This window comes from Saliphagus infecundisoli (assembly GCF_020177375.1).
GTDB classification, from domain to species: Archaea; Halobacteriota; Halobacteria; order Halobacteriales; family Natrialbaceae; genus Saliphagus; species Saliphagus infecundisoli.
Genome location: NZ_JAIWHV010000034.1, coordinates 12,717 through 33,166 on the forward strand (window position 1 = coordinate 12,717; position 20,450 = coordinate 33,166).

Below are 20,450 nucleotides of genomic sequence, written 5' to 3' on the forward strand. Positions count from 1 at the left end.
CGTCTCGGTGAGCCTGACAGTACATCTATACAAACTTGACTTCTCTAGACCAATAGATCGAATACGGGTAATGGTAGATGTCAAGCCACCTAATTTGTATTATCTCAATGAGAGGTGGATGATGGGTGCTGTGATTCGACAATCAAACCCGAAGCGATAGATCATCTCTCGGTATATTTTCGCCTGTCGTATGGCACCCAACTCGCGCTCCCCGACCGATCGTACGGAGAAGAGCACCCATTCATCAACAAGACGTCGTGTTCTCAAAACGAGCGCCGGTGTGGTCGCGGCCACAGGCGCTGTGTCAGTATTAACTGGAACTGCAGCTGCCCATTTTCCGGATCAGCTCGTAATCGATGTCAAACCTGGCTGTACGGACAACCCTCTTGACGTGCAGAATGACGGCGACATCCCAGTTGCTGTCCTCTCAACGGAGTTCGTCGACGAGAACGGAGAGACCGTTACCTTCGATCCGACGGAGCGGGCCGTGCGGTATCGATTCGGTGCGCCCGCCACTGTAGAGAATGGCGGTGGCGCACGCCCCGTTCACGATGGGGAATGTACCGATGAAGGGACGCTCGTTCTCCAGTTCCCGATCGAGGACATGGGATTCGAGGGCGACGAGACAACTGGCAAACTCCTCTGGGAACGCGATGAGACTGGCGAACACGGGTACGCTGGAACGGACACGATCACCGTTTCCTCTCAGTCCAATGAGTCGGTTAACGATCGCGGAGCCCCGCACACGAGCAGATCAGCGTCTCTCTTCCGCTCTGCACAAAGGCTGCTGTAACGGAGAACCTCGTTGATAGCGATTTCTCGCGTGTAGGTACTGCAGGGATCCATTCGGGCCGATCAATTTCATTCGAACACGCCGAGAGAAGAGATCTGCTGGGAAACTATTGATGTCTGTTCGTTTCGATGGAACGAGTGGCTGTTGGCGAGCCGCTGCGATAGATCATATAGAGAAGAGTAATTGAAATAAAGACGTCCGCGCCGTGTTCAACGAGATGATGGACAGTCATTGGAACGAGTCCAAGGACTGTTCCAAGCCCAACAACGGAGCGAGCCACGAGTATCCCCAAGACGAACGTAATCAACAAATAGCGGACGGTTTGCCGCCGTGAATACGCGATCAGGCTGATTCCGAACAGGAGAATCGTCCCGACCACCGCAAGACCGATTATAAGGACGAGAACAGGAGCCAATTGCGGATCCAGCCATTCGCTCCCTCGAAAACTCACAGCGAACATGGGTGATACTGGTGAGTGGAGCATAAACTATCTATGGGCTTTGACACGGCTCCTCCGTGAAGGGACCATCCATCGGACTCGGCCCAGCCGTCAGGGGGAACTCGGAAGACAGGTCATCATCACTTCCCACTTCCCAGGAATCGGCGAAAGGCACTATTGTCTCTGCTTGGTATCTCCGGTATCAGTTTCCCTGCAACCCGACCCAGGCGATCTCAATGACAGGAACACGGCAGCAGATCCGAACACACGTCCACGAGAGTGCGGGTATACATTTTAACGAGCTCGTTAGAGCCTCTGAATTTGCGCCAGGCCAGATCCAGTATCATATTCGGCGCTTGATCAATGAAGACGCCCTCGTCCGATGTGAATTCTACGGCCAAACCCACTACTATCCTCCTGGATACGACGAGTGGGAGCGGGGAGCACTAGCGTTGTTCCGTCGTGAAACTGCCCGAGAAATCGTCGTCCATCTCATTGAACACGAACCAGCCAGCCCCACCGAAACCGCTGAGGCGCTTGGAATTGCCCGAAGCACTCTTGAGTATCACGTTAACCACCTCATTGAGCAAGAAGTAGTGAAAAAGGAATATGGTATACGAAATCAAGTCACACTTCATCTGGCTCAGCCAGACCAAATTGGCCCGTTGCTGTCAGAGGTAAGGCCAACAGTCCCCGATCGGTTCATTGATCGATTCACGAGACTCGTCGACAGTCTCCTTGACCGGTCTTGAATAGTTTGGTCAAGTGAAGAATTAGAATTGCCTGCCACTTTGAATCGCCGACAGAGGCTGAAGGAACCACAGTGATTGAACCAAATCTACTCTCGAACTACTCATTCTCTCGGTTATTTTGTTGGTGTGAAACAATAAATATCGAAATATCACATCACATATTCGCACCCTGATGTAATATTGGAAGGGTTGTCATCGGTATCGTCCTCACCGAGTCAGTTTGGGATTATCAATATTCATGAAGTAACAGACACTTTGAATAGGGAGGAAGACAATCAATTCTATGACTACGTACGCATCACTCGTTGACGCTACAAGCGAAGACATTCAGACCGTCCAGGAGCTAGCAGTGATCTGGGGCGAGCTTCAAAACGGATTTACCGATCATGATGCTGAGCTCATCGACTCCTATGCAATGCTCGGGACACACGACTTCCTCATCATCTTCGAGGTTCCTGATGGTGACGGGGCGACGAAGGCAGCGCTAACATTGCGTGAGCATGGACTCTCTACACACACGATGGAGATCCAAAACATGGATGACTTTGCTTCCATCGTTGACGAAATTTGACCCCGATTGATCCGGTGGATAATCTCCTAGGCATAACGTTCCTCCGGATACTGCTCAATTGAACCGTCCAGCTCAGCTCCCACCCATCGCCCTGCAAGCATATCCCCTATCCACAGACCTATTTCCCTCGGATCTCTGAGGGTAGACTGCACGGTCTACAGGGGACCATCTGACAATCGGGACCGTGCTACCAGTTAACGGACATCCGTTCGGGCAGGGTGTCTTTCCCGGCCCCTGCCCGTTTCCTGGCAGGTAACTCGTTCACGGACAGTAACCAGCACGGCTCTCCGTCATCCGTACAAGAACCATCAAGCCTATAATTCAGCACGCATGCGACCCATTTGCACGGCCTGGTTCCCCATTCGGACCGTTCCCCCCAGGTTGTGCTACCTGCAAGCGCGTTCGATCGGGCTAACTCCCCACTCTCCCGGCCCGATCACTTTCACGGGAGCGAAGTCTGAAAGCCATACATCTATTGATCTACAGTGCGGCCTTCCTGAGTGCACGACCTGATCTGAAGGCACATCAATGGGGTCGTGCTGCCTGTCAGAGGCACACCGGCGGGCTGATTCCCTTTCCCCATCGCCCGCTTGCTTTCCTCATTCGCTTGGGGGCAAGGACCGTACTTACGCCCTGTTGCCCTCTCATTACCGATAGCCGTCCGAAGGGTATTTCGACGCCTCTCCCTAGGCCAGATATAATGGATTTGACGGAGGCCACACTCCACTTTATCCGCCTGTATGGCCCTCTCATATTGGTCATTTTCACGTTCCTCGAAATGTCGATGCTGTTCCCCTTTCTTCCGAGCGAAGTCGTTGTCCCGGGCGCCGCTGCGATACTCATCACCGACGCCACGTCGTTTCTCGTGTTCATATTGGCAGCCGGCGTCGGCGGAACGGTCGGAGCATTCGTTCCGTACTACGTCTTTCATGCGACCCGATCGGGTGGGGTTGGCTGGATCAAGGATCGCATTACCGTCTCAGAAGAGAACACTAACCGAGGGCGGGAATGGTTCCAGGAGTGGGGGCAGTCGTCAGTTCTCTGGGGACGATTTCTCCCTGTGTTGCGGTCCGTGATCTCCATCCCGGCTGGTCTGGCCAGAATGAGATCGATGCGATTTGGCGTCTTCACGGCGATCGGCACCGTTGGATTTTACGCGGCCACGGGAGCACTCGTTTACTTCGGCCGACAACAGCCCCTGTTTAGGGCAGCAGTCAGTTCCGTCATCGACAGACCAGCCCTCACTGCAGTCGGAGCACTGTCTCTTCTTACAATCGGAGTTGTTCTTAGGAGATATCGTCAAAGTTAATTCTCAACCGTTCACCTATACGACTTCTACATACTGATAGCTCAGTAGTTTACTCAGCGAAGTTCACTGACCACGGTACCTAGAGCTGAGATTTTATTTCCGTGAGCGGTCCTCAGTAGTGACACTAACCTGGGATTCTGCCTGCGTTCCTCGCTCTGAAGGTGTCTCATCCATCAGTTCAGCCAACTTCTGTTCGAATGTGGACTCGCTAATTTCGCCCGTCACGTATTGCTCTCGGAGTTCTCGTTTTCGATCTTCAGTCGTTGGTTCGACCACTGCGGATACATCGAATCGCCGGAGCAGCGGGAAATGGCGTTCAAGTTCTGTAACGAGAGTGACGAGGCGATCGTCACGCGGAAGCGATGCGTTTCGGAGGATCGAGACGATGGCGGCAGTCAGAAACACCAGTGCGATCAGTCCGAGCACGAGCACGATTACAATCCACTCTGCGGCTGCACTAAGCATGGTCAGGACCGCCAGTTCCTCGCTCCCAGGGACACCACCAGAAAGGACGGAGAGTCCTTCGAAGACTCCCATCAACCCTGCGCCGACGATCGCAATCGCTGTTACGACAAAGCCACCGAAGTACAGCCAGTGGCGAGCTACCATATCTGAGGGTTGGGACGAAGAGGGATTAAGTGTACGGACCTGATCAGCCAACGAGTCTCTCGATAACTCACCCGTCAGAGTAGGCATAGGATGAGTTCTGGGTTACGACCCATCGAGCCATGCAACGAACAGGTACACCTGTGGTCCGTGAGTACGACTCACGGAGTACTATGTTCGACCGGGTTCTGATCGCAGTGGACGAGAGCGACCATTCGCGACGGGCTGCAATGGTCGGCCTTGCGTTCGCGACAGCGTATGGCGCCGACATCGATGTGGTTCACGCCGTCGAAGACGCTTCCTCGACGACCAGTACAGAAAACAGAAATCAGGATCATCAGGGCACCGACGACATCCTCACAGGCATCTCCGAGAGAGCTACCGACGTCGGCGTCACCGGTGAGACGCATGCCATCGAGGGGAAACCACCAGAGGTCATCGTCAATCAAGCGAACGAGTCGAACGCAGATCTCATCGTTATGGGGCGCCAAGGCCGGTCAGGCATCAGTGAGCAGGTCCTTGGAAGCGTCACTGACCGGGTCCTCCGTAATACTGATGTCCCCGTGCTGGTTGTCCCGAGCGGCGAGCCCGTCAGTGGTGATGACAGCAGGTTTGATCGCATTCTCGCTCCGACGGACGGCAGCGAGACCGCCGAACAGGCAGCACCATACAGCACGGATATCGCCAAGCACCACGACGCAACGCTTCACGTCCTCAACGTCATCGACCCGCGGTTTGAAGGCATCTTCAGTGCGGGCGGCGGCTCCGAGGAATTCTTCGAGCGACTCGAGGAGCGTGGTCACGACTTTATCAATCAATACATCGAGCATGGCGGCCAAACAGCCACAGAGACACCGACTGATGTGAATATCCACAAAGCGGTTGTTCGAGGCACGACGTCTGAAGAAATAGACGAGTATGCCGTCGAGAACGATATCGATCTCGTCGTGATGGCCTCACAAGGCGAATCCGGCCTGACCGGCCAACTACTCGGAAGCATCGCAGATCAAACTCTCCGTGAGAGCGAGAAACCAGTGCTAATCATCCCATCGACCGAGTGACCGGCGGGAAACCACCGAATTCTGTCCAGCGGAGATCGACTGCTGGGACTCAGTCAGCCTGTTCGGGTTGCGCACTACCTGATCGAGTGGTCTTTCGGATACTCCCCATGGTTCGCGAGAGGAGATCCCGAAGGGCCTCACGGCGGGTGTAAAAGAGCCACGCTCCGATGATGAGATAGATGGCCGTATAAGCGTACAATACGTCGATACTGAGCGCCGTCGCCTGCGGTTCGGAGACCGTTTGGATAATGGCGAATTCGATGCCGACCTGTGAAAGGAAGAGGACGAGCAGCCCGACCGCCTCGCGCATGCTGATCTCGAAGTTCGTTAGGAGTGCAATCGCGAAGAAGCTCTGGGCGGCGGTGATCCAGATCTCGGCGATCTGTTTCTGGTCGAACGGCAATCCTCCAAGATGGCCTGCAGCGATCGAGTAGACCACCGCGAGCGTTCCGATCAGCAGTGTCCACTGATTGAGTTTCGAGGAGATCAGAGCGTTGAATCCGGCGGTCGAGCGTGCCTTATTGACGAGATAGGCGACGACGATGAGCTCGGGGCTCTCAGAAGCAAGCGGCGCGAGCCACTGGATCATGAAGAACTCGGGAATGCCGTACTGGAGGCCCAGTTCTTCGAGGCCGGTGGCGAACGGCTCCACTGCGATAAAGATCAGTACACCCGAAAAGGCGAACAAGAACAGGACGCTGGCGATGCGTGGTCCCTTCGACCACGATTGAAGATACGCAGGGACGCCGACGTGCACCTCCTCTTCGTCAACGTCGCCACGGATGATGATGGCGAGATACATCACATACAGCCCAACGAGGACCAGCGTGTCAAGCAGACCGATGCCACCAACGGGACCGCCGCCACTCAACGTGGCCCCACTCAACGGGACCAGAAAGGCGAACAGAGTCGCGGCGAGCAGGAATGTAATCTCAACGGCGAGGTCACGGTCGAGGGTGACCACGTCCGCGAGAACGCCCGAGCGGCGTTCGACAGCGGGGTCGGTGTGGGTTCGCGCTCGATACACCGTGAACAGTGCAATCGCCGCCCAGCCGATTCCGATCAGGATGCGGTTCGCGCCGGTCATGTTGGCAACCGCGAGATTGGCGTTATCCATGCCCTCGGCAGTCCCCTCCAATGCCCCGGCGTTCCACGCATACAGCGCATCGACGGCGTATTCGGGCGCGACCGCGAGTACTGCGAGCACCGCGATAGCAAATGCCCGTGGGACGTCTTTCTCGGCGGTTTCAGCTCCCCACGCCAGGAGGAAGGCCGCGCCGAGCACGGCAAGCCCGGCGACGATGACCGTCGTTAACGGCGCGATGTTCTCGCCTGGATGGACCGTCATGTAGCCACCGTAGGAAGCGAACGTGACGATCCACGGGAGGGTCAAGACGAAGGCGAAAGCGACCGCGACCAGGGGATGCCGGAACCGATTCAACATTAGGGGACCTCGTGGTGCCCCTAATCCTATCTCTTTTGATCTGAGATAGTACGGGCGACCTGCCTCACTCTCCTCGCTCGTTTCGTGAGGACAGGGCTTCCTACATTCCTGACGAGCTTTGCGGTTCTGATCAGGGTAATTTATAACTTATGAGGATTATTTTCGTGGGTCGGTAGATACTTACGACTACTTCTCCCATACCTTATTGGATGTCTCTTACGACGGTCTTAGTTGTCGGTATCGTTGCGTCGATCTTTGTTGGATTGAATATCGGCGGCTCCTCCACGGGGATCGCGTGGGGACCTGCAGTCGGGGCTGGGATTATCTCGAAAACGCTCGCTGCCGGGCTGATGACCTTCTTCGTCTTTCTGGGCGGCTGGACAGTCGGCCGGAACGTCATGGACACACTAGCTGGAGACATCATCACGATCCCGATTTCGCTTGAATCGGGCGTTGCCGTGCTCTTTTTCATCGGGCTGGGGATTCTCATCGCGAACGTCTTCGGCGTCCCCGTGCCGACTTCAATGACAACCGTTGGTTCGATCGCCGGGCTCGGACTCGCGACCGGAACGCTCAACTTCGAAACGATCGGGTGGATCGTTTCCTGGTGGGTCGTCACGCCGATTATCGGCTTCTGGGTCGGAGGCGTGATCGGTCGCTACCTCTACCCAGAGCTCAACCGACGATTCGAGATCACCACCTCGGAGGGCCCACTGCTGGCCCTCGACCGACGTGGAACCGTTCCGACTCCCACACTTGGTCCGAACACGACCCGGAGGGAACTCCTCACTACAGTCCTCGTTCTGATTATCGGCTGTTACATGGCGTTCAGCGCCGGCGCAAGCAACGTTCCCAACGCGGTCGCACCACTTGTCAGCAGCGGCGCGTTGGAGGTCAACACGGCGATTGCCATTGCGACCGTCGCGATCGGAGTCGGCGGCTTCACGATCGCCCGCCGGACGATGGAGTCAGTTGGAACCGAACTCAGCGACATTCCATTGCTCGCCGCGCTCATCGTGATGCTGACGGCCGCGACGATCACGACCGCCCTCTCAGCCATCGGCATCCCGATCAGCCTCGTCATGGCGATGGTGATGACGATCGTCGGGCTCGGCTGGGGGCGTGCGACCCGGCCGGTCAGAGTCCGTGACGTTCGTGACGTCATCCGAGGAGACGAAACTGCCGAGATCGAACCCGGTGCGCTTACTGCAGACCCAAATACGCCTGTTCGCCAAATCGGCGAGGAGGAACCTCGGGAAGTTCGAGAGGCGAGTGATCTGTTCAATCCCCGGGCAGTGATCAAATACGTTTCAATGTGGATCATCGGACCGACGGTCTCACTCGGCCTCTCGTACGCGTTTTTCGTTGCGTTCCCGTTCGTCGGGTAGTATCGTCAGGACGCTTATTCATGCGTGCGTCGTAGATAAGGGTATGATTTCCCGTGTCCTCGTTCCAATGGACAAGTCCGAGATGGCCGAACACGCGCTCAGATACGCGCTTGAGGCGTTTCCGGATGCCGAGATTACCGTCTTCCACGTCGTTGGCGAACCGTCGGCATTATGGGGTGAAGCAGCCAGTCTCGCACTCGCGGACGATATCGGTCAAGCCGCCGAAGAACACGCCTCGGACGTTTTCGATGACGCTCGAGCGATTGCCGACGAGTACGATCGAGAAATTGCGACGGACGTGCAAGTAGGCCATCCGACACGTGCGATTCTGAATGCGGCTGAGGGATTCGATACCGTTGTGATCGGCCCACATGGAGGCTCGTTAGCTGATCGACTCCTTATGGGGAATGTTGCCGAGACGGTCTTTCGTCGGTCTCCCGTTCCAGTTACTGTCGTTCGGTGAATTTCCTGCATGCACCGTAGTGGTGAGATGTCACCGACTAGATCCCCTGGTCTGGCGTTACATACAGGATGAGTAGGTCAAGGAAGAACCACTGTATTCATTGACAGCAATCGGCGGATGTAGGGACTTACTGTTTCGTTACTTCGAATTGGAAGCCCCACGTGAATGTTTGTCCATCAATAGTCACAGAATTTCCAAATGTAAACTCTCCCTCAGGCCAGCAGACATCATCCTCTACGCCTCCCCACAGCGCGGCGTCACCTGAGTACGATTCGCTCGGTTTGAGCTCTATTTGGTTTTCCTCACGAGCTACCCGATAGGGATTATTGTCGGGGTCCGCATTCTCCCAACAGTCTGATCGTCGATCATCTGTCGTCCACGAGGATGGCTGTAAAAGAACGTAGTTAGGCGGCTCACTCGATTCTACGAGTAGGTTCGGGACAGGAATGCTTCCAACATCAAATTGTTGGACGGTATCTGCTTCATTAGTGAGTGTAAATCGAAACGCGACCGTCTGATCAGGAGTCACCCGACTTGTGGTCGCTTCAACAGACAGTGAAACAGAAACAGAATCAGGTATCTCGCCGGTGGAGGTAACTGACACAGAGCGCCGCTGGAATGACTCGTCCTCTGAGGAGTTTGCAGGAGAACTCCCAATTGACGTGCATCCAGCAAGAAAAATGGGTGTGCTGCTCCCAATCGTTGCGAGAAAACGGCGACGATCCATGGCATCTCGTTCTGAGTGTGAGGAGAAAAAATTTCGGGAAGGTGAAATAACTATTTTCTCGTCCGTGTAAATACCACTCATCGTCTGTGGTTTGAGGGGTAGTTCACAAGAACAGCTAACAGAGGTGGAAGGGTCGGCGTGGACTGATCCATTTAGCGCGGTCAAATCGGATTGGTTTCGGAAGCACCCGTTCCGGATCCCGATAAGATCTGGTTCGCTCACGTTGTTCGGGTTGGCAGAGGCTCCGACGACGGGACAAAACAAATCAGGTGGTCCGACGGGGTCACCTCGAAGTCATTAGGCATAGACGTATCTAATACAGCAGCTGGTGTGAACAAGTGGTCGGGATGGACAGAGTTCGAGATTGGTGATCCAACACAAATTCTGGGGTTACGCGTGCAGGGGCGCAACTTAGATGGAGGGACGACCCAAGTCGATAACACGAACTTCAATATCGATATCTAATGATGCAACGCTCCAACCAGTACGAACCGATTGCTATTCGTGCTATTTCACGTTGACAAAATCCGCTTTGAATTGGCCGTTTGAATTTCCAAAGCGGCACCCAGTCAAATGGTTCGTTGTCGATTCATCTGCCTTGGTTAGTTTCATCTCGAATATCATCGGAGGGTCTCTCATCATATACCGACTAATTTCAAGCTGACTCCCTTCTCTAGGAAATATCATACCATGGACATCACTTCCATCAGAGTGTTCAACATAGAGATCGTTCCGGTGCCACTGATCAGGACCTTCTATTTCGACTGTGTCTCCCTCCTTCGTGTCAAAGGTGAACATACAGATTCACTGTACTCATGACACATAGAGATGGTGGCTCAGCACTCAAGACTGAGGGCCCGTGTTACACCTCGAAGTTCGTGTTACGTGCGGAGGAAACAGGTCCCAGAGCGATTACCGAATGCCATGAGGTCTGTCAAACAAATCACCCGTATTGACACTCGTCCATCGGGATGACGTCCGAGTGCGGTTTCTCGTCTGTGAAGATCTAAAAGACGTTGACGAAGACATCGTTGAATACGGCGACGGAAGTGTGATCCTCTGCACTGACGACTACACGATTTACGACGACATCAAGGAGACGGAGACGGTGGACGGTCGTCCGGCCGTCACCCACGCCAATACCTACGTGATTGGTGACGCTCACACAAACACCCGCGAGAACCGCGATAGCTTCCTTCGCCAGTCGCTTGCGAAGTTCAGGGGCGTCCCGAAGCACCATCTCCAGAAATATCTCAGCATCCTCCGCCTGAAAGTTAACTCACCGGATGATTGGTTCGAGAAACTGCTGTGTTACAATGTATCGAAATGAGCGTATCACCTTTGGCAATATAATATCAGAATCCGCACTCCAACATCACGATACGACGATGGCGTCAACGGCAGATAGATTCGCTATTCAAAGCGAAGAATTGACAATAATCCGATTACTCGGCTTCTTTTGATATGCCCGCCGCATATGGAATATATACGGTTGCTATAGCATATATCTCAGCGGTGGCGGTCTCCTTACTGGCATACGGCACCGCTGACCACAGCCGTCAATCCGACAGTCTCATCGGCATTTTACAAGTTGGGGCCGGGTTAATCGTGGGGCTGTATCTGCTCCTGTTTCAGTTCGGGGGAGTGACTGATTCACTCGTCCGCGGGCTAACTCATGGGCCGGTCGCGGCACGATCGTACCTCCTTCTGGCAATGGTCGCCGGTGTCGTCACGATGGATTACCTGTTGCGGCGGCTCATTCCGGCAGTGACCGCCGGCGTCCGGCGTCTCATGGCTCGAAACGGATCCATCGGGACCGCCGAAAGTGGTATCGAGAGAACACGACGATCGGTGTTCGGCGTGAGCTTGGGAATCGCCACGGCGGGTTTCACGGGCGGGTTTACGTTGTTGGACGGGTTCCTGCAATCACGGAATGGCGGGGCAAACGGGATTTCGGAGTTCCGACAGCGTGCGACGTTCGAGGCGCCCTACTTTCCCGCGGCCTTAGACTTCAGCGAGCAAGGCTATGGGTACGTGGCATCGCTTGAGGAGGGGATATTCAGATTTGAACAGCCCTCGTCCGACCAGGAGTCGCTCAACTTCACGAAGGTCGCCTCCGACATCCAGTATCCCCAGGGCGTCGAGGTGTCCGGTGACACCCTTTATACCGTCGACAATGGAAGTGCGGCCAGCGGCAAGTACGATGCGGAGAACGGATATAACGTGTTACAGGAGTCGAACGGCAAGGTGCTCGCCTTTGATATCGAATCTGACGGCTCACTCAGTAATCGGCGCACGATCCTTTCGAACCTCCCCGTCGTGAATAGCGACCACGCACTTCACCAGATCGAGACCGGGCCAGACGGAAGACTGCACCTCTCCATTGGACACCTTGGCGGGCGGAAGTACCCCGAGATGTTTGACGGGAAGAACTACGAGCCGAGCGATGCGGACCATCCCAATCATGAGTATCTCGGGACCGTGATTTCCTTCGATCCAGATGGCTCGAACGTCGAGATCGTGGCCACCGGACTACGGAACGTCTACGACCTCACGTTCGACCAAGATGGCAACCTGTTCGGCGCGAACAACGACGGGATGTCGATGCGATCGAAAGTCTGGGAGTCACTCCTCCACATCACCGACGGCGCAGACTTCGGTTATCCCGAGTACGGCACGTTCGGTTCAAGTCCGTCCGGTGAAGACGTGACGGATCCATTGTGGATTCTGGATGGCGTCCAGTCGACTGGCGTCGAAACGATGGACAAGCTCGGCGCTGAGGACGGTATCGTCGTGGCACTCGCCAACAAGATAGCGTTCGTCCCGATCGGACGGGGCGAGGACGGCGTATGCGTGCCGGAGTTTCTCCGCCCAGAGCCGAGTATCATCGAACCGGACGGAATTCCAATCGTCGTCGAAGCGGGCCCGGATGGTTTGTTGTGGGTTGGCTCCATCGGGCAGGACGATACGTTCACACTGTACGAACCCGCGTCCTGAGCCAAAGTCAGGATCGAGCAAGCGGGTCACGCGACGGCTGGCACGGGTTGCGAGATCGAAGGAGTCCACCCTCATCAGTCATGCAAGGCATGGGCGAAGTCGCGGACGAACTGCTCTTCGCCGTTGTCGATGGCCGTGACTTCCGCACTTGGGGCGAGGGGGTCGGGCATCTGAATCGAAGACGAGGTCCGTAATCGACAACCAAGGACCGTCTATACGTAATTTTGGGCGCTTGCAAGCCAGAGGATCCGTTTCAAATAGATATGTACTCGTGAGCGTCGTACGGCGGAGCTCATCATCCAATCGCCAGCGAAGGACCAACTCGACAACCACAACGTTGCGTCGGACTTCTACGATGCGCTCGACCAGGAGGTTGCGGAGTTACTCGAGGATACCGTCCAGTGAGCCGAAGACACCGACCGAAAAACGGTCCAGGCTTGCGATCTGTAAACCGGTCGACCGGAGTCATCGAGCTGACTTCTTTTAGTCGAATGTGTGACTGAAACAGCCGTTAAATACAGTGTGTTTGCATATTGATGAAATCAACCGTAATTAATAGTGAATAAACAGGTTTATGCAAAAGGTGTGTGATATAAAACAGCATGGATCTTCGGTCGTGGTTACGGCCTGCAGTGTACGTGAGCGCTATTGGTCTGTTTGTTCTTGGACTCGCTATTACTGGTTCTGCTGCATACGGTGAGGCGCAGTCAACACCGTATATGGTTCAAATGGATCAGGTGGAGTCATCCACAACTGACTCGCCAGTTCCGTATGCTGATCTTTCGTCGGCAGAGAAATCCGTATTTGATCGGCTGAATACGGGCCAAGCGGCACCTGTTGAAGGTACTACGCTAACTACCTTCGCTAACAACGCTGTTCGATATCAGGGCGACATATACACATTCCAGATGGTACATGATCCCACTACGCTGACGCCGCTTGTGATTGGGTTTGGTATTGCCATAGCTGTCGCTAGCGGTGCGCTGTTCTTCCTTACGCAGTTTATTGAAAGACGGAGAATGCTGTCCACAGAGATTTCATAGCCCGTCTGTACTCCCCGTTTGTGTAGGTTTTCCCAGAGTTAGCGGATAAGCATGAGCACGAAGGCTCTAAAGCGAGATTTGAACGCGTCTGCACACGGTTGGGCGTCACGATCCCGCAGATTCTGACTTCGCACATCAGTTCTTGTCATTGATACTCACGGACACAAGTACGCGAAGACATCTGGTATCTCGATGCTGTCAAGCGCGGTAAGTGCGGCATCACGGAGGTCGTCTAGTGTTTCGAACGGGCGGTTGCCGAGTGCTTGATCGAGTTGTCGCCAGCACTCCTCCGCGGGGTTCAGCTCCGGTGAACCCCGCGGGAGGTAACACAATTCGATCGGTGTGTCTTCGGCGAATTCCTGCACCCTGTTCGCTGTGAAATACGAGGCGTTATCCAGGACAACGCAGATTTTCTCGCCGAACTCGGTCTGGAGTGCGTCCAACAGCCGAATCGTGGTATCGCTGTTGAAATTCTCTTCACACGGGAGAAAGAACGTCTCGTTGGTATCACTGACTGCACCGAGCAGCTTGATGCTGTCCCACGCGCCCGTCACCGGCAGTGACGGGCGCTCTCCTTCGGGAAACCAGGCATGAATCAGGGTCGAGAGGACCTGACGCGTTTGATCTATTGCGAGGATCGTGTATTCGTCGTCCACGTTGTTGCGCTTTTTTTGAAGCCGTCCTGCCAGGCTTCTTGGGCCCGTTCGTCGGACTTGTGGAACTCCGGCCGGGCTGTCTTCCAGGACAGCCCGGCCTCAGACATCAATCGACGGACATGGCGGTCACAGTACTCTACGTCGAACTGTTGACGAAGGTACGCGCTGGCAATGGGGACAGACCACGCGGGTGCGTCGAACCCAGCTTCTTGGGGAGAGTCATGAAGTGCTTCAACGAACTGGTCGTGCTGTTCGTCCGAGAGCTCAGCTGGTCGACCCGAACGTGGGTTATCGTAGACGACTTCCTCGAACGGCTCGTCGGCGAGCCGTTCGAGTCGGGTGAACCATTTCGAGGCCCAACTGCTCGAAAACCCATAGAGAGCAGCAGCGTCTGCCTGTGTGAGGTCGTCTATTTCCTTGTAAGTGATCGCGGCCATGAGCCGCTTTGCCGCGTCGGCATCATCGACCTCCGCCAAGATTTGGCGGAGGTCTTCGACGGAGACGTCCTCCAGCGTCGCCATACCGTTCCTCGTGTCTGGAGATACATGAATTTTTAGCCGACAGTATGAGTGTCGGGCCCGATGTGCAAGATACGCACGTTCAATATAACGATCGGATTATCTAAGTCATGATATGCCCCCCTGAGCAGACCGGCGGTGCCGCTGCTCGCGATCAGCAGAGAGCATGAGCGGGCGGGAAGGGGGGTCCCGCCCATGAAGTGCTCTGGTAGCGGCACGGCCTCGAGCGAGTCTGTCCGACAAGCGGGCCGTGCAGACATGTGTCACTCGTCCTGGGTAATAGTCATGCCGGCAGTGACAGTATCCGCGTCACCCACAGATATAGATGCGAATCCAAGAGTGGGATAACTCAGATCGGGCCCGATTCTCGCTTTACGTGTCTCTGGCGACGAGGTAGAGATATGAGAGAAGTGGGGTCAGGTTCTAGGCGTCCAACTTCTGGGTGAAACGTCGTCTTTTTCCTGCCAGGCGGGATGATTCTCGTGTTACGTACAGCCGATCCGGGTAACAAGTGCACTATGGCCTCTATGCGTGCGTATTTAGAAGGCAATCATCCAGAATAGGTTGCTATGTATCTCTTCGAGTGACCATCTACGCACCGACTTTCTCGACTCGGTACCATTCACCGTCCCAGCTGAGGAAGTACTCGAACGCACTCCGAATAGTCAACAGTCCGAAAGCAGGGTATACAAGGGGAACCAAGGCCAATGCGGGTGATATCTCGAGGACATGGCCTTGCCGTACATCGTGTTTAAGGACGGGGGTGACTGTTAGACCGATCGCTACGAATGGCAGCAAGAAGATCAACTCGAGCTCAAGCAGGAGTAGTAGGACGACCTTCGCAGAGAGCGCAACGAGGAAGACGCTGGCCGCGAGACTGGAAATGATTCGAAGCGTCGATAGGGCGCCGCGAAGCCCACCACGCTCATATCCGCTCGTAATCGCTTTGAGGAAGACCTCGATATGGCCCAGTCGCCACCGCTTGCGCTGCCCCCAAAGATCCCAAAGAGTGTGCGGTGCTTCCATCTCGTTCGTAATATTCCGTGATTGGTGTACGGAGAGGCCTGCCCTGAAGCACTTGTGGGCAAAGTCAAGATCTTCCGTCAACAAATCGTCTAATCCATCGACTGCCTCGAAAGCTTCGCGAGTGAAAGCTGAGGAGGAACTCCGGCAATAGGTGAACCCTAGCGGTTCGACGAGTTTGTAGCCAGCGTGAAAGAGCAGACGCTCGCAATAGGCCAACGCCTCAACCGGCCCAGTTACGCGGGGGACACGCCGGGCCTGAAAAACGTCAACGTCAGCGTTAGTGAGATAGTGAACGGCAATGGAGACGAACTCCGGATCAATCCGCTCGTCCGCGTCGAATACTGCGAAATAGTCAGTGTCCAGACGTTCTACAGCGTCGTTGATCGCGCCGGCCTTGGAACCAGGATTCCGATTGACCAATACTTGGACATCTGGGTGTTCACTATACTCGCGAGCGACCGATAACGTTGGTTCGTCGTCCGGTTCCACTACAATAGAAACATCGAGATTTAGATAGTTTGAGGCAAGCAGTGTCTCGACGCTCTCACCGATTACGGGAGCGTCTTGGTAGGCAGGGACGATCGCAGTGATGCGGGGCCCCTCCAGAACGCGCTCAGCACGATTGCGTTCGCTATAGACTTCACGAGTGAGCAGCAACCCGCTCATCGTCACAAGCGTCGAGAAGACGACCGTCGCTGTAATGGCATCAATAGCGATGATCCGAACGATTACCCAGTAAAGATCGAGAGAAATCGCCTCCCGCTGGATCCCTTCGTACGCACCAAACGCCAGCACCGCGACGACGGCTACCAGATAGCCCGTTCGTTCGATGATGCTCCGGACGGGCCCGGTCATGACGATACACTTCTGGCGTCCTATTGTCAATCTATCGTTCGGCAGTGACTTCCTCCCCACCCTACCGCTCGCCTTTCGGCTCGCGCTCGAGGGTGGGGCGTCCTGTTTCCACGACGCGCTTTACAGTAAAGCTGATGACGCTCATCAAACGGAAAGAGAGGTACCATCGAGGGGTAGAACATGGTCCACTCATCCGGACGGGTAAGATGTTTTGGTCCCCGAGACCGACCCTCCGCTATGCCGTTTGGAACGAGCTGGCATACGCTCCTCGACGAGTGCGACGCCCTCGACGACGAGGCGACGCTCGTCACCCCACTCACGGAGACCGAGTTCAGGATCACCAATGTTCAAGAGCACCGCATCGTGATCACGGAAACCAAGACAGGCGACACAGAGCCCCTCCAACGCGACCAGTTCGCGACCCTCGCAGACCGAATCTCCGACGCTGGCGGCACCTTCCAACTCCAGCGTCTTCCGCCCGATGCCGAACCCTACGCTGCCGTGCTGAGCCTCCATCCTCGCTACGAGTGTGACACGCGAGCGGGGACACTCACCGAAACCGACGAGCCGACCACCTCCCAGCTCATTACCGGAGCCACCCCATCAAGTGATGACGACCGGGATCGAAGCGAACCGGATCTCGACGTCTACGCCGATATGCTCTTGCTGATCGATACGCTCGAGCGCCACGATCCCGCTACCTTCGACGAGTGGGACACCCCAGTGCTCATCAACCTCTATACGCTGCTCTCGGACGTCCAACGCAACGCAGGCGACCTCCGCACAGAGGTCCGAGAGATCCTCCTCGACCGCCTTCACCACGACCAGCCGGTCCACGGCCAGTATGGCTCGGTCCAGCGGACGACCCGCCGAAATCGCTCGCTCAAAGACGACGGCGAAGTGCTCCGCGTCCTCGAAGACGAGGGTATTCCCCGTGAGCGTGTCATGGCCGTCGATCGAGAGAAAGTCGACGAAGCCCTCGACGTCACCGAACTGTCCGACTCGGCCGTCTACGAGATCGACGAGCGAGAGTACGTCCGCAAAGCCGACGTTGACGAGGAGACCAAAGAGAGTCGGCTCCAAGGCCTGAAAGATCAACTCGCATTGAGCGACGAGCCTGAAGCCGAAGACCTCCGCGAGGAAGTCGACGAACTCGAACAGCGGATCGAGGACCTCACCGAGTTCAGTCCGGGAACGGAGGTCGGCTCACGCTCGTAGCCCTCGCTCAGTGTACGCACCTCACGTCTCGATATCGAGCCAGGAATAGCGGACTCCACTGGGGTCGACGCTACGAATGGAGTTACTCGTCGTCGGATTCAGGGTCGTCACCGTCTCCGCGAACGAACGCGGTTTCGGCCGCCGCACCGGACTGGTCCGGCTCTGGGGTCGGGCCATCGAGCAATGCGTCGAAATCGTCGACCTCGCCGTACTGATCTTGATAGACCAGGGCAGCTTTCCCATCCGAAGTGATTTCGTACAGTCCCGAGCGTTTTGCTGGCCCGATCTTCCGAACGAGGCCGTAGTCTTCGAGCACTGGCAGCCGCGTGTTGATGTTCTTGCGACTCTTCTCGGTATGTGATTGCAGGTTGGTTGCGACGTTTCGGCCCGTCTCTTCGAGTGCTTCCAGGATCAGGAAGTCTGTCGGCTGGCGGAGTCTCATGAGTGAAGTTTAGATACGGAAATATGTATATCTTATGGCATTCCCCTATCAGGGAAAGTCATCACCACTCCCCTTCGATCGGTCACGACTACTTTACGGGGCACTGGTGTTTCCAGTCGCGTCCTCGAGTCAATTTGCTCGCCCCCAGTGGTCAACCCAAAGCTGAGGCCCTCTACGAGAATTTTGATATCGTTCAAGGGACGACAACAGGGCTGTATTCGTCACTCGGCGTCAGCAGCTGGCCGTGCCTCGAGATGCTCCTGCTCCCACTCGTGGCGAGCCCGGAGCTTCTCGTACCCCTCATCGGTGAGTGCATAGTAGTTCGTCCGTCCGTCGAGCTCCCCCTTCTCGATGTATCCTGCCTCGACGAGTTCATCTAAGTTCGAGTAGAGGCGCCCATGGAGGACCGGTCGATCCTGCGATTGTTCGACCTCGCTCATGAGTTCGCTTCCACTCGGCGTCCCCATCCCGCTGAGGACGAACAAGAGGTCACGCTGAAACCCGGTCAGATCAGCCAACATACTCGCGACTCAGTTCTCCTGCCAATAAATACACTCGATTTTGACCGTCAGATTAGGCAAATTCGACTGAATTCAACTGACTATCTCCCACAACGGAGTGTATCACCAAGCCACATCTTGCAGACCGAGCGGGAACGCCGTTACCGTACAACAGCAGTATTATATATCGGTGCCAGGCAGCCCTATCAAAAGGGATGGGAGACCTTCTACACACACTTTCGACGGAGAACGTTGTCGGGTCGACTAGCATCGACCAGGAACTCGATCTCGAATCGCTTGCGGACGATCTCGACGGCGCCTCGTTCGAGCCAGATCAGTTCCCGGGCGTCATCACGCGAACGACCGATCCCAAGGCTGCGTCACTGATCTTCCGCTCAGGGAAGATCGTCTGTACCGGGGCCTCATCAGTCGAGGACTTGACGACAGCAGTCGGGCTGACGTTCGATAAACTTCGTCGATTGGGTCTTGATGTCCCAGAAGAGCCGGACGTCACAGTCCAGAACATCGTGACGAGTGGCGATCTCGGCACGTCACTCAATCTCAACGCAATCGCGATCGGCTTCGGATTGGAGGCCGTCGAGTACGAACCCGAACAGTTCCCCGGACTCGTCTATCGGGCCGACGAACTGGACGTCGTCGTCTTGCTGTTCGGCAGTGGGAAACTCGTCATCACCGGTGGAACTCAAGCAAGCGATGCCGAGGATGCGATTACTGCGGTTCACGCACGATTAGACGATCTCGGATTGCTCGAGTAGCATCTGTGAACCTCAGTGGTGGACTCCTCGCTAGCCGAGAAGATTCGCTAGCTTGGAAGCCGCATCAGTCACTCGTGGACGGTGGGGTCAACGTGTTCGATGACTTCGCCAAAGGCGAGCGTTTCCTGGACGTTCTCGATTTCGATCTTGACCCGGTCGCCGATCTCAGTCTCCGGGACGATGACGACGTAACCCCGCTCGACACGGGCGATGCCATCTCCTCGCTTACCAATATCGTCGATATCGACGATCCGACGATCACCCTCTGCAATCGGTGGGTTACGTCCACTGGATTCGGATGACTGCCCGGACGTCTCACGGGCTGATGAGCCAGAATCAGAATCAGATGCAAGCAGTGCGACCTGATAGACCTCTCCTGGTTGGAGATCCCCATCCGTGACCTCTCGAGCAGGAATCTCGATTCGATACGAGTCGCCATCGGCCTCGACCTCGGCACTGAGCAAACAGAGCAACGCTTCAGGTATCTCCATACTGAAATCTTCTATTTTACCATCATCCAACCAGCTCCTTGATACTTACGGACATAAATACGTAAAGATATTTGGCGGATTGATGCTGTCGAGTGCAGCGAGCGCGGCATCCTGAAGTTCGTCCAGTGAGTCGAAGAGGCGGTTACCGAGTACCTGATTGAGCTTCTTCCAGCAGTCCTCCGCGGGGTTCAGCTCCGGTGAACCCCGCGGCAGGTAACACAGTTCTATCGGCGTATCCTCGACGAACTCTAGGACTGCGTTCGCCGTGAAATACGACGCGTTGTCCAATACGACGCAGATTTTCTCGCCAAATTCTGTCTGAAGAGCGTCCAACAACCGGATTGTCGTATCGCTGTTGAAGTTCTCCTCGCACGG

Annotated in this window: 21 protein-coding genes and 2 pseudogenes; 13 read left to right on the forward strand and 10 right to left on the reverse strand. The window is 55.5% G+C overall.

All coding sequences use genetic code 11. From position 1 onward, the window contains the following. The first annotated feature begins 190 nt into the window (after nucleotides 1-190). Nucleotides 191-793: a hypothetical protein gene (locus LCF40_RS20420; protein ID WP_224829998.1), complete on the forward strand. Its 603-nt coding sequence runs from the start codon at nucleotides 191-193 to the stop codon at nucleotides 791-793. Nucleotides 794-899: 106 nt separating this feature from the next. On the opposite strand, the gene LCF40_RS20425 is transcribed toward LCF40_RS20420, so the two are convergent. Then, nucleotides 900-1,253, reverse strand: a complete 354-nt coding sequence (locus tag LCF40_RS20425) for a DUF7471 family protein (protein WP_224829999.1) — start codon at nucleotides 1,251-1,253, stop codon at nucleotides 900-902. A gap of 215 nt (nucleotides 1,254-1,468) precedes the next feature. Between LCF40_RS20425 and LCF40_RS20430 the strand changes: the two genes are divergently transcribed. The 3 genes from LCF40_RS20430 (at nucleotide 1,469) to LCF40_RS20440 (ending at nucleotide 3,864) form a co-directional block, all read left to right on the forward strand. Beyond that, on the forward strand, nucleotides 1,469-1,984 hold the full coding sequence (locus LCF40_RS20430; protein ID WP_224830000.1) for a winged helix-turn-helix transcriptional regulator: 516 nt from the start codon (nucleotides 1,469-1,471) through the stop codon (nucleotides 1,982-1,984). A gap of 283 nt (nucleotides 1,985-2,267) precedes the next feature. Continuing rightward, nucleotides 2,268-2,555, forward strand: a complete 288-nt coding sequence (locus LCF40_RS20435; protein WP_224830001.1) for a GYD domain-containing protein — start codon at nucleotides 2,268-2,270, stop codon at nucleotides 2,553-2,555. Between the two features lie 700 nt (nucleotides 2,556-3,255). After that, nucleotides 3,256-3,864 carry a DedA family protein gene (locus tag LCF40_RS20440; RefSeq protein ID WP_224830002.1) on the forward strand — a complete coding sequence of 203 codons (609 nt, stop codon included), beginning with the start codon at nucleotides 3,256-3,258 and terminating at the stop codon, nucleotides 3,862-3,864. A gap of 93 nt (nucleotides 3,865-3,957) precedes the next feature. On the opposite strand, the gene LCF40_RS20445 is transcribed toward LCF40_RS20440, so the two are convergent. Continuing rightward, on the reverse strand, nucleotides 3,958-4,473 hold the full coding sequence (locus LCF40_RS20445; protein WP_224830003.1) for an SHOCT domain-containing protein: 516 nt from the start codon (nucleotides 4,471-4,473) through the stop codon (nucleotides 3,958-3,960). Nucleotides 4,474-4,643: 170 nt separating this feature from the next. Between LCF40_RS20445 and LCF40_RS20450 the strand changes: the two genes are divergently transcribed. Next, complete coding sequence (locus LCF40_RS20450) at nucleotides 4,644-5,531, forward strand: universal stress protein (RefSeq protein WP_224830004.1); 888 nt, start codon at nucleotides 4,644-4,646, stop codon at nucleotides 5,529-5,531. A gap of 49 nt (nucleotides 5,532-5,580) precedes the next feature. Here the strand turns inward: LCF40_RS20450 and LCF40_RS20455 are convergent, their stop codons facing one another. Continuing rightward, nucleotides 5,581-6,975: a sodium:calcium antiporter gene (locus tag LCF40_RS20455; RefSeq protein ID WP_224830005.1), complete on the reverse strand. Its 1,395-nt coding sequence runs from the start codon at nucleotides 6,973-6,975 to the stop codon at nucleotides 5,581-5,583. A gap of 209 nt (nucleotides 6,976-7,184) precedes the next feature. Between LCF40_RS20455 and LCF40_RS20460 the strand changes: the two genes are divergently transcribed. Further along, nucleotides 7,185-8,363 (forward strand): inorganic phosphate transporter, encoded by a 1,179-nt coding sequence (locus LCF40_RS20460; RefSeq protein WP_224830006.1) that lies wholly within the window; start codon nucleotides 7,185-7,187, stop codon nucleotides 8,361-8,363. A gap of 43 nt (nucleotides 8,364-8,406) precedes the next feature. Then, nucleotides 8,407-8,826 carry a universal stress protein gene (locus LCF40_RS20465; RefSeq protein ID WP_224830007.1) on the forward strand — a complete coding sequence of 140 codons (420 nt, stop codon included), beginning with the start codon at nucleotides 8,407-8,409 and terminating at the stop codon, nucleotides 8,824-8,826. Nucleotides 8,827-10,060: 1,234 nt separating this feature from the next. Here the strand turns inward: LCF40_RS20465 and LCF40_RS20470 are convergent. Continuing rightward, complete coding sequence (locus LCF40_RS20470; RefSeq protein ID WP_224830008.1) at nucleotides 10,061-10,351, reverse strand: hypothetical protein; 291 nt, start codon at nucleotides 10,349-10,351, stop codon at nucleotides 10,061-10,063. Between the two features lie 136 nt (nucleotides 10,352-10,487). Between LCF40_RS20470 and LCF40_RS20475 the strand changes: the two are divergent. The 4 genes and pseudogenes from LCF40_RS20475 to LCF40_RS20485 all read left to right on the forward strand — a co-directional run. Then, a pseudogene (locus LCF40_RS20475) lies at nucleotides 10,488-10,883 on the forward strand (transposase); the annotation flags it as partial. Nucleotides 10,884-11,017: 134 nt separating this feature from the next. After that, on the forward strand, nucleotides 11,018-12,550 hold the full coding sequence (locus LCF40_RS20480) for a PQQ-dependent sugar dehydrogenase (RefSeq protein ID WP_224830009.1): 1,533 nt from the start codon (nucleotides 11,018-11,020) through the stop codon (nucleotides 12,548-12,550). A gap of 294 nt (nucleotides 12,551-12,844) precedes the next feature. Continuing rightward, nucleotides 12,845-12,952, forward strand: a pseudogene (locus LCF40_RS23875) (DUF1931 domain-containing protein); the annotation flags it as partial. A gap of 200 nt (nucleotides 12,953-13,152) precedes the next feature. After that, entirely contained in the window at nucleotides 13,153-13,593 is a 441-nt protein-coding gene (locus LCF40_RS20485; protein WP_224830010.1) for a DUF7979 domain-containing protein, read from the forward strand. A gap of 155 nt (nucleotides 13,594-13,748) precedes the next feature. Here LCF40_RS20485 and LCF40_RS20490 read toward each other — a convergent pair. Together LCF40_RS20490 and LCF40_RS20495 are read right to left on the reverse strand one after the other, a co-directional pair. Next, a protein-coding gene (locus LCF40_RS20490; RefSeq protein ID WP_224830011.1) for an IS630 family transposase occupies nucleotides 13,749-14,770 on the reverse strand; the annotation gives its coding sequence in 2 pieces (ribosomal slippage) (nucleotides 13,749-14,266 and nucleotides 14,266-14,770; 1,023 coding nt in all). A 588-nt stretch (nucleotides 14,771-15,358) separates the two neighbouring features. Next, entirely contained in the window at nucleotides 15,359-16,648 is a 1,290-nt protein-coding gene (locus LCF40_RS20495; RefSeq protein ID WP_224830012.1) for a glycosyltransferase family 2 protein, read from the reverse strand. Between the two features lie 237 nt (nucleotides 16,649-16,885). On the opposite strand from LCF40_RS20495, the gene LCF40_RS20500 reads away from it, so the two are divergent. Then, the gene (locus LCF40_RS20500; RefSeq protein ID WP_224830013.1) at nucleotides 16,886-17,866 is read left to right on the forward strand and encodes a DUF7983 family protein; all 981 of its coding nucleotides are present in this window, start codon (nucleotides 16,886-16,888) and stop codon (nucleotides 17,864-17,866) included. 82 nt (nucleotides 17,867-17,948) lie between these two features. Here the strand turns inward: LCF40_RS20500 and LCF40_RS20505 are convergent, their stop codons facing one another. After that, nucleotides 17,949-18,308 carry a winged helix-turn-helix domain-containing protein gene (locus tag LCF40_RS20505; protein WP_224830014.1) on the reverse strand — a complete coding sequence of 120 codons (360 nt, stop codon included), beginning with the start codon at nucleotides 18,306-18,308 and terminating at the stop codon, nucleotides 17,949-17,951. A 221-nt stretch (nucleotides 18,309-18,529) separates the two neighbouring features. Next, on the reverse strand, nucleotides 18,530-18,826 hold the full coding sequence (locus LCF40_RS20510; protein ID WP_224830017.1) for a PadR family transcriptional regulator: 297 nt from the start codon (nucleotides 18,824-18,826) through the stop codon (nucleotides 18,530-18,532). 197 nt (nucleotides 18,827-19,023) lie between these two features. Here LCF40_RS20510 and LCF40_RS20515 point away from each other — a divergent pair, with 197 nt between their 5' ends. Beyond that, nucleotides 19,024-19,584: a TATA-box-binding protein gene (locus LCF40_RS20515; RefSeq protein WP_224830015.1), complete on the forward strand. Its 561-nt coding sequence runs from the start codon at nucleotides 19,024-19,026 to the stop codon at nucleotides 19,582-19,584. Nucleotides 19,585-19,652: 68 nt separating this feature from the next. On the opposite strand, the gene LCF40_RS20520 is transcribed toward LCF40_RS20515, so the two are convergent. Together LCF40_RS20520 and LCF40_RS20525 are read right to left on the reverse strand one after the other, a co-directional pair. Further along, nucleotides 19,653-20,075: a TRAM domain-containing protein gene (locus tag LCF40_RS20520; RefSeq protein WP_224830018.1), complete on the reverse strand. Its 423-nt coding sequence runs from the start codon at nucleotides 20,073-20,075 to the stop codon at nucleotides 19,653-19,655. Between the two features lie 45 nt (nucleotides 20,076-20,120). Beyond that, nucleotides 20,121-20,450, reverse strand: a 330-nt coding sequence (locus LCF40_RS20525; RefSeq protein ID WP_224830016.1) for an IS630 family transposase, incomplete at its 5' end; no start/stop codon positions are given.

Bases quoted from the DNA above. Each gene is read 5' to 3' on its own strand.
- LCF40_RS20470 (WP_224830008.1), bottom strand. From the start codon at position 10,351: ATGTTCACCTTTGACACGAAGGAGGGAGACACAGTCGAAATAGAAGGT.
- LCF40_RS20445 (WP_224830003.1), bottom strand. From the start codon at position 4,473: ATGGTAGCTCGCCACTGGCTGTACTTCGGTGGCTTTGTCGTAACAGCG.
- LCF40_RS20520 (WP_224830018.1), bottom strand. From the start codon at position 20,075: ATGGAGATACCTGAAGCGTTGCTCTGTTTGCTCAGTGCCGAGGTCGAG.
- LCF40_RS20455 (WP_224830005.1), bottom strand. From the start codon at position 6,975: ATGTTGAATCGGTTCCGGCATCCCCTGGTCGCGGTCGCTTTCGCCTTC.
- LCF40_RS20440 (WP_224830002.1), top strand. From the start codon at position 3,256: ATGGATTTGACGGAGGCCACACTCCACTTTATCCGCCTGTATGGCCCT.
- LCF40_RS20515 (WP_224830015.1), top strand. From the start codon at position 19,024: ATGGGAGACCTTCTACACACACTTTCGACGGAGAACGTTGTCGGGTCG.
- LCF40_RS20480 (WP_224830009.1), top strand. From the start codon at position 11,018: ATGCCCGCCGCATATGGAATATATACGGTTGCTATAGCATATATCTCA.
- LCF40_RS20460 (WP_224830006.1), top strand. From the start codon at position 7,185: ATGTCTCTTACGACGGTCTTAGTTGTCGGTATCGTTGCGTCGATCTTT.
- LCF40_RS20500 (WP_224830013.1), top strand. From the start codon at position 16,886: ATGCCGTTTGGAACGAGCTGGCATACGCTCCTCGACGAGTGCGACGCC.
- LCF40_RS20425 (WP_224829999.1), bottom strand. From the start codon at position 1,253: ATGTTCGCTGTGAGTTTTCGAGGGAGCGAATGGCTGGATCCGCAATTG.
- LCF40_RS20430 (WP_224830000.1), top strand. From the start codon at position 1,469: ATGACAGGAACACGGCAGCAGATCCGAACACACGTCCACGAGAGTGCG.
- LCF40_RS20465 (WP_224830007.1), top strand. From the start codon at position 8,407: ATGATTTCCCGTGTCCTCGTTCCAATGGACAAGTCCGAGATGGCCGAA.
- LCF40_RS20485 (WP_224830010.1), top strand. From the start codon at position 13,153: ATGGATCTTCGGTCGTGGTTACGGCCTGCAGTGTACGTGAGCGCTATT.
- LCF40_RS20495 (WP_224830012.1), bottom strand. From the start codon at position 16,648: ATGACCGGGCCCGTCCGGAGCATCATCGAACGAACGGGCTATCTGGTA.
- LCF40_RS20420 (WP_224829998.1), top strand. From the start codon at position 191: ATGGCACCCAACTCGCGCTCCCCGACCGATCGTACGGAGAAGAGCACC.
- LCF40_RS20450 (WP_224830004.1), top strand. From the start codon at position 4,644: ATGTTCGACCGGGTTCTGATCGCAGTGGACGAGAGCGACCATTCGCGA.
- LCF40_RS20505 (WP_224830014.1), bottom strand. From the start codon at position 18,308: ATGAGACTCCGCCAGCCGACAGACTTCCTGATCCTGGAAGCACTCGAA.
- LCF40_RS20435 (WP_224830001.1), top strand. From the start codon at position 2,268: ATGACTACGTACGCATCACTCGTTGACGCTACAAGCGAAGACATTCAG.